This window comes from Caldicoprobacter sp. (genome assembly GCF_047459465.1).
GTDB lineage: Bacteria > Bacillota > Clostridia > Caldicoprobacterales > Caldicoprobacteraceae > Caldicoprobacter.
In genome coordinates, this window is the sequence record NZ_VSCO01000043.1 from 1 (window position 1) to 13,543 (window position 13,543).

General features: G+C 46.3%; 10 protein-coding genes and 1 pseudogene. 3 read left to right on the top strand and 8 right to left on the bottom strand.

Annotated elements, in window-relative coordinates:
* Window positions 1-405 (top strand): annotated as a pseudogene (locus FWJ59_RS04445) (hypothetical protein); the annotation flags it as partial.
* Window positions 406-860: 455 nt separating this feature from the next.
* Here the strand turns inward: FWJ59_RS04445 and glmS are convergent.
* From glmS to FWJ59_RS04475, 6 genes are all read right to left on the bottom strand, one after another.
* Complete coding sequence (gene glmS / locus FWJ59_RS04450) at window positions 861-2,684, bottom strand: glutamine--fructose-6-phosphate transaminase (isomerizing) (RefSeq protein WP_414480781.1); 1,824 nt, start codon at window positions 2,682-2,684, stop codon at window positions 861-863.
* A 182-nt stretch (window positions 2,685-2,866) separates the two neighbouring features.
* Window positions 2,867-4,201 carry an NADP-specific glutamate dehydrogenase gene (gdhA, locus tag FWJ59_RS04455; RefSeq protein ID WP_414480790.1) on the bottom strand — a complete coding sequence of 445 codons (1,335 nt, stop codon included), beginning with the start codon at window positions 4,199-4,201 and terminating at the stop codon, window positions 2,867-2,869.
* A 324-nt stretch (window positions 4,202-4,525) separates the two neighbouring features.
* The gene (locus FWJ59_RS04460) at window positions 4,526-5,722 is read right to left on the bottom strand and encodes an HD domain-containing phosphohydrolase (protein WP_414480782.1); all 1,197 of its coding nucleotides are present in this window, start codon (window positions 5,720-5,722) and stop codon (window positions 4,526-4,528) included.
* Window positions 5,723-5,742: 20 nt separating this feature from the next.
* Complete coding sequence (locus FWJ59_RS04465) at window positions 5,743-6,579, bottom strand: energy-coupling factor ABC transporter ATP-binding protein (RefSeq protein ID WP_414480783.1); 837 nt, start codon at window positions 6,577-6,579, stop codon at window positions 5,743-5,745.
* Complete coding sequence (locus tag FWJ59_RS04470) at window positions 6,564-7,280, bottom strand: energy-coupling factor transporter transmembrane component T family protein (RefSeq protein ID WP_414480784.1); 717 nt, start codon at window positions 7,278-7,280, stop codon at window positions 6,564-6,566. The genes FWJ59_RS04465 and FWJ59_RS04470 overlap by 16 nt, the downstream gene beginning before the upstream one ends.
* A 14-nt stretch (window positions 7,281-7,294) precedes the next feature.
* Complete coding sequence (locus FWJ59_RS04475) at window positions 7,295-8,032, bottom strand: energy-coupling factor ABC transporter permease (protein WP_414480785.1); 738 nt, start codon at window positions 8,030-8,032, stop codon at window positions 7,295-7,297.
* A 311-nt stretch (window positions 8,033-8,343) separates the two neighbouring features.
* Here FWJ59_RS04475 and FWJ59_RS04480 point away from each other — a divergent pair, with 311 nt between their 5' ends.
* Window positions 8,344-12,246 (top strand): DEAD/DEAH box helicase, encoded by a 3,903-nt coding sequence (locus FWJ59_RS04480; RefSeq protein WP_414480786.1) that lies wholly within the window; start codon window positions 8,344-8,346, stop codon window positions 12,244-12,246.
* 56 nt (window positions 12,247-12,302) lie between these two features.
* Window positions 12,303-12,506 (top strand): DUF378 domain-containing protein, encoded by a 204-nt coding sequence (locus FWJ59_RS04485; RefSeq protein WP_414480787.1) that lies wholly within the window; start codon window positions 12,303-12,305, stop codon window positions 12,504-12,506.
* Window positions 12,507-12,564: 58 nt separating this feature from the next.
* Here the strand turns inward: FWJ59_RS04485 and FWJ59_RS04490 are convergent, their stop codons facing one another.
* Together FWJ59_RS04490 and FWJ59_RS04495 are read right to left on the bottom strand one after the other, a co-directional pair.
* Complete coding sequence (locus FWJ59_RS04490) at window positions 12,565-12,801, bottom strand: small, acid-soluble spore protein, alpha/beta type (protein ID WP_414480788.1); 237 nt, start codon at window positions 12,799-12,801, stop codon at window positions 12,565-12,567.
* A 64-nt stretch (window positions 12,802-12,865) separates the two neighbouring features.
* Window positions 12,866-13,306 (bottom strand): CBS domain-containing protein, encoded by a 441-nt coding sequence (locus FWJ59_RS04495; RefSeq protein WP_414480789.1) that lies wholly within the window; start codon window positions 13,304-13,306, stop codon window positions 12,866-12,868.
* Window positions 13,307-13,543 lie beyond the last annotated feature (237 nt).

Genomic DNA, 13,543 nt, shown 5'->3' on the forward strand with positions numbered 1-13,543 from the left:
GTGACAGGTTATCCAAATAATCCATTAACCCAACACTTTCCCAATAAAATCCCTGATAATGCAGAAAACATCGTGTTTAGCTATAGCCCAGCATTTTTACAGGGCGGTCAATTTTGGGGCTTGAGATTTGAAACAGATTCAAATTCCATTGAGAATTATATTGATCAATTATCAAAAAGAGCAAAGTGGATAGGAAAATCAGGAGATAGCCAAGCTGAAGCAAACGGCATATCTTGGGGTAAATTTAGCGATCTGGGCTATATTGATTTATTACCAGAAGATTTTACAATTTACATTATTTACAGCAAACCTTACAAACCTAATGATTGGAACCATGGTGAGTTAAGTCTTGTTGCTATTAGCGAACAAAGAAATGAGATTATATTTCTTGCAGAAGACTGGTAATTATCTTATGATAAATATTCAAATCTTTAATACGTATTATTTTACTACTGCGACATAATCTAATTATATCAGTAATCTCTAATGCGGAAAGACTTTTTTCCCTTTACGGAACGACTTTATTTTTCATGGAAAAACTTAAGCCAAAAACAAATTCCAAACTTGATCCTTATCTCCTTTTTTTCTTACCCCCTAACTATGTTAATTTAAAAAAAACCCTTTCCATTTCCCTCTCCTCAAACCCGCATGAATTCTACATGGGATTTTTTGACTCAAGAAAAAAGGGATAAGGGGCTTAAATTCAACACTTCTCTCAATTCTTACCCACTTATCCCTCCTCTTTTTCTGACTTGATTCTTAATCCTTTTCCACTATCCCTTCCCTTTCAGAACCCCTTTTTTCGCAGGCGGAAATGGTTTTTTAATAATATACACAACAGGAATCACTTTTTTCGCTTCTCACTCCACCGTAACGCTCTTGGCAAGGTTTCTGGGCTTATCCACGTCACAGCCCTTGGCCACTGCTACATAGTATGCAAACAGTTGAAGTGGTATCACCGCTAGAACGGGCGCCAGAATATCATATACCCTGGGTATATATATTACCCTATCCGCTTCCTCTTCTATCTCGGTATCGCCTTCCATGGCCACAGCTATGACAAAGGCACCCCTTGCCTTCACTTCCTTTATATTGCTCAAAGTCTTTTCAAACAGCGCCTTTTGAGTGGCCAAGGTAACTACAGGGGTGCCATCTTCTATCAGGGCTATGGTGCCGTGCTTGAGCTCCCCTGCAGCATAAGCTTCCGAATGGATATACGAGATCTCCTTTAGCTTGAGTGAACCTTCCATGGCTACCGCATAGTCTAGCCCCCTGCCCATGTAGAATATGCTGCTAGAATTGAATACCTCATCAGCATACCTCTGAATAATCTTCTTTTTATCTAGTACCCTTTGCGCTAGCTCGGGCAATCTGCTGATCTCCTCAATTAGCCGCTGGTATTCATCGGCCGATATTTTGCCCATCTTATCGGCAAAATCCAGCGCCATCATATACATGCACAAAAGCTGGGTAGCATATGCCTTGGTGGAAGCCACGGCAATTTCTGGACCAGCCCATGTGTACACCACATGGTCAGCCTCCCTGGACACCGTGCTCCCCACCACGTTGGTGATAGCTATAACCTTGGCCCCCACCTTCTTGCACATCCTCATGGCAGCAATGGTATCGGCCGTCTCACCTGACTGGCTTATAATGATGACTATGTTATCCTTACTTATCAATGGATCCTTATACCTAAACTCAGAAGCAATTTCGACATCCACTGGTATCCTTGCCAGCTTCTCAATCACGTACTTGCCAACCACTCCAGCATGATACGCCGTTCCGCATCCGATGATTATAATCTTACCGGCCTTTTCAAGTTGTTCCTTTGTGATATTCAAATCGTTCAAGTTAACCCTTCCGTCCACAATGCGAGAAGCCATGGTATCCTTCAGCGCCTTTGGCTCCTCGTGTATTTCCTTTATCATAAAATGCTGGTATCCACCTTTTTCTGCCGCTTCTATATCCCACTTAACCTCAAACACTTCTCTTTGAACCTTTCTGCCGTACTGGTCTATGATCTCTACTCCATCCCGGCGTATTAAAGCTATTTCCCTGTCTTCCAGCAGATACACCTTTCGGGTATATTTCAATATGGCGGGTATATCAGAAGCTATATAATTCTCGCCATCCCCCAGTCCTATCACCAACGGGCTGTCCTTGCGCGCCACCACCATACAGTCGGGATGATTCTTTGCGATAACTCCCAGCGCATAAGAGCCCTCAATCCTGTCCAGCGCACTTCTCACTGCCTCCACAAGGTCGCCGCGGTAATAGTAATTGATAAGGTGTGCAACCACCTCCGTATCGGTTTCCGAAACAAAGACATACCCTTCCTTCTGGAGCCAATCCTTAAGCTTCATGTAATTCTCTATGATGCCGTTGTGAACTATTGCAATGTCTCCCGACTGATTGGTATGGGGATGCGAGTTGACATCGGAAGGTTCGCCGTGTGTTGCCCATCTGGTATGCCCTATTCCCAGCGTACCCTGAAGCTGATCGGGATCTATTCTCTGCTCTAATACGCTGAGCCTTCCCTTGGCCTTGCTGATGGTTATACGACTGCCATTATGAACGGCCACTCCAGCCGAGTCATATCCTCTGTATTCAAGCGCCTTCAAGCCTTCAATCAGAATCGGTAAAGCCTGCTTATCACCTATATATCCAACAATGCCGCACATTACATATTCCTCCCCTGTCCTTACCGGTTAAACTTTGCATTGTAACACCGCATCCAATGAGATCATATAGTACATCTATATTATCACACAAATATACATCAATACAATTTTTCAAAGGCAAAAATAATAGCTTGGAAGCACATAAAGCACCTCCAAGCATCCACCCCCTGATCATATCAGCGTTACACTATGCCTTGAGCCATCATGGCCTCAGCTACCTTGATAAAGCCTGCCACGTTAGCTCCAACGATCAAGTTGCCCTCGTGTCCGTATTCTCTGGCAGTTGCACTGATGTTCCTGTAAATATTGGTCATTATCTGCTTCAGCTTTGCATCCACCTCTTCAAAAGTCCAGGAATACCTCATGCTGTTCTGGGTCATCTCCAAGGCGGAGGTAGCCACCCCGCCGGCATTGGCGGCTTTTCCCGGAGCAAACAACACGTTGTTGCTCAAGAACACATCCGTAGCCTCGGGAGTACACGGCATGTTTGCCCCTTCCGCCACTGCAAAGCAGCCATTGGCAACCAGAGCCTTAGCAGCCTTCCCGTCCAGTTCATTTTGAGTGGCACAAGGCAGAGCGATATCGCATGGGATTTCCCATATGCCCGCAGGCCCCTCATGGTACTCAGCGCAGGGATGAACGTCGGCATACTCCCGAATTCGCTTTCTCTCAACTTCCTTCAGCTGCTTGATGGTATCCAATTTTATCCCATCGGGATCAAAAACGTACCCATTGGAATCGCTCATGGCGATGACCTTGCCGCCCATCTGTATGGCTTTTTCGGCGGCGTAAATGGCCACGTTGCCGGAACCCGATATCACTATCCTTGCCCCTTCAATAGATTTGCCCTTTTCCCTTATCATCTGATCAGTAAAATACACCAAGCCATATCCGGTAGCCTCTTTTCTAACAAGGCTTCCGCCGTATGTCAATCCCTTGCCGGTGAGCACCCCTTCAAAGGCATTCCTAAGCCGCTTGTACTGTCCAAACATGTACCCGATCTCGCGGGCTCCAACGCCTATATCGCCAGCGGGCACGTCAGTATCAGGTCCAATATGGCGGAAAAGCTCGGTCATGAAGCTCTGGCAAAAGCGCATGATCTCGCCTTCGGACTTGCCCTTGGGATCAAAATCGCTGCCCCCTTTACCGCCGCCTATGGGCATACCGGTCAGCGAGTTTTTGAATACCTGCTCAAAGGCCAAGAACTTGATAATCCCAAGATATACCGAAGGGTGGAAACGGATACCTCCCTTGTAGGGGCCAATTGCGCTGTTGAACTGTACCCTGAATCCCCTGTTTACGCGTACCTTCCCCTGGTCATCCACCCATGGCACCCTGAAAATGATCTGGCGCTCGGGCTCCACCAATCTCTCAAGTATGCCAGCCCTGATATACTCTGGGTGCCTGTCTAACACCACCGTTAGTGACTCTAGCACTTCAGTGACAGCCTGATGAAATTCCGGCTCACCGGGATTTCGTTCGATCACCTGCTGTATTACTTCCTGCACATAAGACATAGACATACTTAACCATTCCTTTCATTGCAAATATGTCTGTCACCCTTGCAAAAATATGATTTTCCGTCACCTAGCCCCCATTACCATAGCGCAACAAAGCGCACAAATTCTTGCATCAACAAAAAGTTTTTTGCATTTTTGATTTTCTCGATTTTCAATTTATTCTAAAATCATCAAAATTATAGCATATGAGCTTCAATTTTTGCAAGTATTTCGTGTAAAATTTGCATTGTCCCCGGTGGCCATGGCTGATAGATTTGCCAATTTTGCTTAAATTGGGTCATATCTTATGCCAATTGAATTTGCAGCCCTTATAAAGGTAATTCATCCACCGCAAACGATGTCGCCATAGTGCTTACCCAAAATATCCACTACATCGCCGTCTACCCGGTTATCCTTTACCTCTCGCCACATTATATCCATGGTCTCCTTCTCCCCATAACCCGCCCTGTAAGGCCTGTCTTCGGTTATGGCTCCCACCATATCGGCCACGGCCATCACCCTGGCTCCCAGATCCAGCTGGCCAGCGGTGAGGTGGAAGGGATAACCGCTGCCGTCCAGGCGCTCATGATGAAATGCAGCCCAGTCCCGCACCTTATCCATCACATTCAGCCGATCGATCAGGCAGTAAGTATAATATGGATGCTGCTTGATTACGCGGTATTCCTCGTCGGTCAGCCTTCCATGCTTATGAAGTATAGTATCGGGTATGGCAAGCTTGCCCAGATCATGCAGCAGGCCTGCTATCTCCATAAAGAACAGGTCTTGTCCCCTCATGCCGCAAAACTCTGCCAGTTTTACGGCTATTGACGCTACGCGCTGGGAATGCTGCGCCGTAAACGGGCTCTTTCTGTCTACAATCCTTGCACAGAGATGGGAAAACTGCCGTATATCGTTGGCATTCATCTTGATATCCATTGAGGGAAAATCAATGTGCTCTACCGCAGATCGATATTCATTCACGATATCCAGCCAAAACGATTCCTGTATGGATAAACTCAAAAAAGCCTCCACCAGCTCAGGATTAAACATGGAACCCTTATATTTCAAAATGGTATCCACGATATCCTCTATCTGTGTCAATACCGGCCGATGAGGCTTTATTTGCACCTCTATCCTGTCGGCTAAATGGATGATCTGGGCCTCTAAAGGTACATCTAACGAACTGCTTTGTATCTCGGAATAGTCGGTATGGTGGTAAAGGATGAAAGGTTTGATGCCTTTAAGTATGTCTACCATTTCGACCAGCACAGAGCCCTCATGACAATGGGGCCATAAGATTTCCTTATCCGTGTGAAATTTCCTGGCCTTTTCCTTGGTCATAAATGACTCAATGCCTATGTCATGCAGGTATGATGCAATCACAAGATCAGAAGGGTTATGGCCCGGCTTTACTTTTTCAAACAGCCGAAAGGCGATATACGCTACCCTCTGCCCATGGTGATGTGAACCCCTCTCCATGAGGTCAACAGCGCAGGCCAGCATCTCGGCAAAATCAAGAAGATTGGCTGTAAATTCCAAAAAACTCCCTCCATCCATCTTTATCTAGGGTTTTCTAAAAGCGCATCGAGTTGCTCCTTGGCTTGTTCCAAAGTAATAGGTACTGTTATATTATAGCTCTTTTCTTTGAGATGCGCAAATAGGTCCACCAGGATAGGGGGTTCGAGATTTGCTGACTCCAATACATCCCTCTGGATAAACACCTCGTGAGGATTTCCCTTTGTAAGTATCTTGCCATCGTATATCACGTACACCGTGTCGGCTATATAGGGCACCAGATTTACATCATGGGTGGTAATGATCAGTGTGGTGCCATTTTCACGATTGAGCTCATTGAGCAGACCCATCATTTCCCTCTTGGAAGCAGGATCCAGACCGTCAAACGGCTCATCCAGTATCAAAATCCTTGGCGACATGGCTATGGCGCCTGCCAGAGCCACCTTTTTCTTTTGTCCCCCACTCAGGTAATGGGGTATCCTGTGCAGCAAATCCTGGATCCCGAGCTTGGTCGCTACCATCATTACACGCCTTTCTACCTCTTCCCTGCTTAGCCTCTCGTTTCGCGGAGTAAAAGCAATGTCATCGTAAACCGTTGGCCCTATTATCTGTTCATCGACGTTCTGGAAAACCACTCCGATACTTTTCCGCACCTGCTTGAAATGCTTATGGGGCTCTAGCCCCATGACCTTTACCGAGCCTTCAACGGGTGCCAGCAGACCCATCACATGGGCAAGCAACGTGGTCTTGCCAGCGCCGTTGGGGCCTAAAATGACCACCCTTTCGCCGGGACGTACCACAAAGTCCAGGCCGCACAGCGTCACCTGGGTGTTATCAGGATATATGTGCTTTATGCACTTAACTTCTACAAGAGCCTCCATGCTATCACCATCCCCATCACTATAAGTACAGAAAGAACGATAACCACCACATCAGGATAACCCAATTTCCACCATCTTCGCGCTACCGGGATGCCCCCGTCATATCCCCTAAGAAGATATATCCTGTACATCCTCTGGCTCATCTCAAATGAATGCAATAAGACTAATCCGACCGTAGATGCCATATTCTTAAGGTTCATGACCACGTTAAAGGGGTGATAACCACCCCTCACTCTCATGCTGCGCAGCAGGCTACTCACCTGGTCAAGCAAAATAAAAAAAGAGCGGTAGGTAAATAAAAATATATCCACCAGCGTCCCGGGTAAATAGGCCGATAAAAAGGCAAATACCTCCACCCAGGGCGTGGTAGCCAGCAAAAACAGGGTCGCAAGGGCAGCCCCCGTACCCTTTAATATTACCAAAAAGCCGGATGCCCACGACTCTTGAAACTTGAGCAGGGCAAAAAGGAGGCTGAAAAAAAACGGATAAAATAGTAGGTGTGCTATCTCCTTAAATTGCACCCTAGCCACCAGATGCAAAACCAATAAAACGGCTATCAGCGCTCCCAATGTCAAAACATCGCCGCTTGCCATGATTGCCCACAACAAGCATAACACCATCAACAGCTTGGATGGCACGCCAGCGCGATGGAATAAGCTGGTACCGTTGCTAGCCATACGGTCTATTTCAGCCAAATGCAATTCTAATCCCTCCCCTACCAATCCTTATTGGGCGTAGGGTTTATCATATCCGGCCGTACCTTCATAAAAAATCTTATGACCAAAGCAGTTACCACGCTCTCCGATATGATGCCCAAGCACAGCACGACTAGCACGGCAGCCCATCCCGCTAAGGCCATCCTACCAAAACGATAAGCCGCGTCTTCATGGCGTAACCCTTCATCCTGTCCGCTGGCCCCATCTCCAGCGTGATTGTCCCTGTGTAACATGCCTTCCCCCGACCTTATATCCACCATTCCTATGGAACTTAAAAACAGAACCATGAGGGCGGTGGACAGCAAAACAGCTACTGTCGTTGATATGATGGTTGAAGGCACGCTGCCAATTTTGCCCTTTAGCAGCCTAAAAGCAACGCCACCCACCAGCGCCTCTACGCCTACGCTCAGCGTATTTAAACCCACTACCGTGATCCCGCCGTGGCCCAAAAGGGCCAGAATGAAATTCACCACAAAAACTACCACAAAGCCCAATCCCGGCCCTACCAGCATGCCGGCTAAAGCAGCAAAATTCATATGAAAGGGTATAAAGCCCAAAGGCACCGACATGGTAATCAGCATAACCGCCGCCATCATGGCAATTTCAGGTATTTTACCCCGCACCTTCTCGGCCTCCACCCTTTTCAAGATGACAAACACCGTCACCAGGCTAATCAGGTACCCTGCTACCCACCATATGGTGGGCACTACTCCATCTGGCAAGTGAACGTGGCTCATCCAGCTCCCCCTTGCTTAGAATACATTTGTCATCGCCGCAACAACTAATTGCAAATAATTTGCATTTTGCTTTACCATTATATGCCTCGTCTTTTAGTTTGTCAAGTGCAGCACAGATTATAACCAAAAAGTTCAATCCGTACAAATTACACAAAAATTTCTTTCATTTTTATCAAATCTTGCAATATACCAAAACTGGCTAAAAGTATATAATTAATATCATATAGTTTAAAACTCATGCAATAAGTAACAATAAAATGCTTCTATGATATGATACTACCATTGGTGTTGGCTGAAAGGAGAGCGCAGCAGTGCAAACGTTGAACTACCAGGTAAAAGAAACATTAGATGATATACAAGAGGTACTATCCATATTAAAGAGAAAAGACAAGTCAAAGCGTCCCCGTGCTTTTTTATGGAACAAAGTAAGCGACGAGGTGCACCGGCAAATTCTCTACATGATAGCGCAGGAGCTCAATTTGCCCAGTCCTCGATTCATCGCTTCAAAGGACCTTGAGAAGCACAAATTTAAATTTTTGGATGATCAGCCATTGAACGGCTTGTATTCATATTATAAAAACAGAGTACCCAGAAAAGATGGCGTCCATGTCATCACCAACATATGTGACCAGTTGGGCATTCCACAGGTATCCGAGGACGAATGGATCCAATATATAGCCACGCATAACATTTTCTCGTGGGGCAACATCCCCAAAGAGGCCAAGAGGAAAATACTGCTCATGGCCTGCCAGGAGCTGGGATACCCCCATCCCATTTACATCAAGAACGATGATTTTTCGCACAAGTTCAAATTTTTAAACGGTAAAACCCTCACCGGATTTTACAGCTACTTTAAAAGCATCTCGCAGGATATAAGGGGCAGCGTCATAAAAAACATGTGCGACATGCTGGATATTGAAATCACCGAACAGGATTGGATAACCTATATCACCGACCAGTCAATAAGCGTATTTTGGGATGTCATCCCCCACAAAGTCATAAGGAATTTGCTGTTTAGGGCTGCGCGAGAACTTGGATACTCCAACCCGAGAATGATGTCGTCCGATGATTTGAAGGTGGGCCTAAATTTCCTGAACGGCATGTCGCTGTACAGCTTTGCCTCCAGGTTTTTCGGCTTAAACAGGGGCGGTATGCGCAGCATCGACTTCATATGTGACGTCTATGGAGTGCCGGAGCTCACCTTTGAAGAGTGGCTACACTTCATTGCATATCAAAAGAACTTCAAATGGGAAGCGGTGCCCAAGCCCTACCTGGCAAAAATTCTGTTTATGAAGGCTCGGGAAGAGGGCAAATCCAACCCGCGAATGCTGAAGGCTGAAGACTTTTCCAAGCCCACCTCATTTTTGAACAACAAACCCCTGACCAGCCTGTACACTTACTACAGCATCTTGGCCTTCAACACCGGTAAGGATACCTTGACCTTTATGTGTGACGACCTGAACATACCGCCGTTGAACATAGAAGAGTGGATATCCCAGATTGGGGAACCCAACTCCAAGGTTACATGGGAATCGGTCCCCAAGGAAATTGCCAGGGAAATGCTGTACAGGTGTGCGCAGGAGCTTGGGCTTAAAAATCCCCGACTTATGGGTTACAGGGACTTCTGCCTCACAAAATTTGAGTGTCTGAACGGCAAAACGCTGTCAGGGCTTTATGCATATTACAGCTTGAGGGTACCTTCCGACAAAATTCCAGTTGCACAATATATATGCGATTCGCTGGGGGTTGAAAAGCTAACGATAAATGAGTGGATCAACATGATAGCCAACTGCAACATGTGCAGATGGGAAAGCGTTCCCCTAAGGGTACAGAGGGAAATAGTAATCCGGGCAGCCATTGAGATGCAGGTATTCCATCCCCGGCTCATGGGCACAAAGGAGTTTGACTCGGTGGAGCTCAAATTCCTAAACAACAAAACCTTAAGTGGCCTATATTACCACTATGCAGCCAAGCTCAATGACCCTAACCAGCAGGTTACCGAGTTTATATTCAACACTCTGAACATACCTAGAATTGACATCAACCCCAAAACCGGAAGGCTGGCCACCACCGATAACATTTCCCATCGGAAGTACTTTGACAGCCTGGCCAACATAAAGGCGCTAGTAAACGAATACTTAAAGCACTTTGACCTTAAAAGCCTTTGCAGAAAACACACATTCATCAAAAACGCAAAGAAGGCAGGAATATACAAAAAGGGACTGGTAACCATACTGGCGCCCATGAACCGAAAGCAATACCTGGATTTCCTCTATGAAATATTGAAGGCGGTACCCAGGGACTGGCTAGGCCTCAGGAAACTCCGCAAAGGGGATTACAGGCTACTGAAGTCGGATCTCTACAAGCTAGCGGGCATCAAAGGACCCGTTGATAACTCCATCAATAAGATAAACTTCGCAAAGCCCGAGCTGGTACAGCTTAAAGACAAAAAAGCCGTCATTGAAGAGCTCAACGTGTACAAGAGAATTCTGGATATAAAAATAAGGAAATTCCACGACATGAAATGTACCTTTTTGGTGGAATTTGGCAACTCCTTCATATTCCGAATAGAGGCGGCTCTCTTCCCTGGCGAAGTGCTCACATCAAATACGGGATACGAGTTCGAGGTGGTTGAATGCCGCGAGCACAAGACCAATGAAGGCTATATCATAGAGCTAAAGGCTTTAGAACCCGTCACCGAAGAGGAAGTGGCGCGGATTACAACCTTCACCAGAAGCTCCAACGACGCCATACTGCTTAGCTACCTCGAAAGCTTAACGCGCCAAATAGAGGATGATACCCTCTCCCCCCTCATAGCGGTGGTGTTAGGCCTTAAAAAGGAAGCACCTCTATCAATGGGGGATATAAATTTACTTCCTGACCACGCCTATTACAACAAAAGCCTGCTTTCCAATGAGGCTCAAAAGCAGGCAGTGGCCCTGGCACTGGCCCTTGACGGCGTCAATCATGTGCTTGAAATAGTGCACGGGCCTCCAGGTACAGGCAAAACCACGCTGATAAAGGAAATAGCCCTGCAGTATTATTATGGCGGCAAAAACGTGCTGGTTTTAGCCAAGACCAACGTGGCCGTAGATAACATACTTGAAAAATTGATAGAGGACAAGGTGCGGGTACTGCGAACTGGGAACAATATAGAGTTCAAATCTTCCCTGCCCTATGCTCCAGCCGTCTCAACCTCCAATGCGGCTTATATGGCCAGGCTAAAGGGGACCAACAAGATCGTACTGGGCACTCCCCTGGGCTTTTATCTGGACAAAAACATGGAACCCGAAAGCTACGATATAGTGATCATCGACGAGGCATCCCAGATGGATGTGCCCGAGACGCTGTTCAGCCTGGGATTCGCAGACAAGGCGGTGATAATCGGCGACCACATGCAAATACCGCCCTTCCCCATCCAGAGTGAAGTACTGCTGGAGTACGACCCCCACATTGACCTTCAGACCAGCGAGGAACTTCAAAAAAGCCTCTTTGAAAAGCTCATAACCGACCAAAACAGGTTTAATTCGGTATTTCTCGATATAAGCTACCGCACCGAAAACCCCAAGATGGTATCATTTATATCGGAGCTGATATACGATGGAAAGCTCTACCCCAACACCGATTCGCTGTATTACAAAATACCCGAGCAAGAAAGGCGCCGATTGTTCCCCGATCATCCCATAGAAATCATCGATACCTCCGAGTTTTTAGACCCGCAAACCCGGGCTGAAACCGAAGAGAACTCAACCTATTACAACATGAGCGAGGCCATGCTATCGGTCAAGAAGGTGCTGGATCTGCTAAAAGCCGGAGAGAAACTGGAAGACATATGCATCATTACGCCCTATAAGGCCCAGACCGAAAAATTAAAGGAGTTATTTAAGGCTAATGCAAAGTATTTCTCCGGCTTTAACTGCTCGCTGGAAGATTTCGTTGAACACAACATCTATACCATCGACTCCTTCCAAGGCCGCGAACAGGAAAACGTCATAATCAACTGGGTACGAAGCAATTACAGCGGTCCCGGAACATATACCCGTACTGGTTTTTTGAGGGATTATCGCAGGATAAACGTGGCGCTCTCCCGTGCAAAGAAGCAGCTGATACTGATAGGAGACTTTGCCACCCTGACCAAATCCGAAAACATGAAGGTTCAATATATATTCTCAAAAATTAAAAGCATAAACAGGGAAGAAAAAATAGTATTATAATTCCTAAATTTAGGGAATACTAAAGAAGAGATTCTAATATCGAAGGAGTTGATGGAATGGACCGCTTAGCCCTTATCCTGGTCATAATAGGGGCCCTGAACTGGGGACTTATCGGTCTCTTCCAGTTCGATCTTGTGGCAACCCTATTCGGTGGACGCGATGCTCTGCTCAGCAGAATCGTATACACCATAGTAGGCGTTGCAGGGGCGTATTGCATAAGCTTGCTCTTCCGCGAAAGGGAAAAGCAAGCGCAAAGATAATAGGACACATAAAAAGCAGGGCAAACTTTTTGCCCTGCTTTTTTAATTTATAGGAGGATTATTGTCGACCGGCCATCTGTCTCTGCTGTTGCTCGATCATCCTCTTTACCATATTGCCGCCAATTCTTCCGGCATCCTTGGCCGAGATATTCCCGTTGTAACCCTGCTGGAGATTTATGCCCAACTGTCCGGCTATCTCAAACTTCATCTGGTCCAAAGCTTGTCTTGCTTCAGGAACCAGCTTTCTATTCCTGCTAGTACCGGTATTGTTGTTGTTTTGGAATTGCTGTAGCATCCAATTTCACCTCCCGTCTGCCCTTAGTATTCCACGGGACCATTAAAAATAAACGGCTTTCCCTTCATTGCATTATATTTACTGGTCTGGAAGGTTCAGAGATTTCGCTCAAGGCTTCGCCAGCTTCTTCCACAAGGCGATACCTGGTAGCAAGATCCCCTATAGAAACTATACCCACTAGCTTGTCGTTTTGCACAACCGGCAGCCTGCGAATCTTATGTCGGGCCATCAATTCGGCTGCCTCCTCTGCTTTCATAGTTGGGCTTGCGCAAATGACCTCCTTGGTCATCACAGTTCTCACAGGAGTGGTCTTCGGATCTGCTCCGTTGGCAATGCTTCTGACCACAATGTCCCTGTCAGTCAAAATGCCCACAACCTTGCCATCCTGCTGGCAGACGGGAAGGGCACCTACATTATGAATCTGCATCAGCTTACAGGCATCCAGCACTGTATTATCGGGTCCCACAACCGCAACACGTGTAGTCATTATATCCCGCAGCTCCATTATTATACCTCCCGTTTCAAAAATCGATTTATTCCTTTCGGTCTTTTTTTAGTTTTCCTCGCATCTATACAATTATTCCACGCAAATTTTCAATATAGCTGCAAGAGCCTTCGAGCTTTAATCCATGACATACCATCATCTTCAGATTTATGGAGCTGCAAATCTTTGCACCTTAAACACCAAAATATCGACAATAAAGAATATAATGATTTTTCTGAAATATTCACATTATCCACA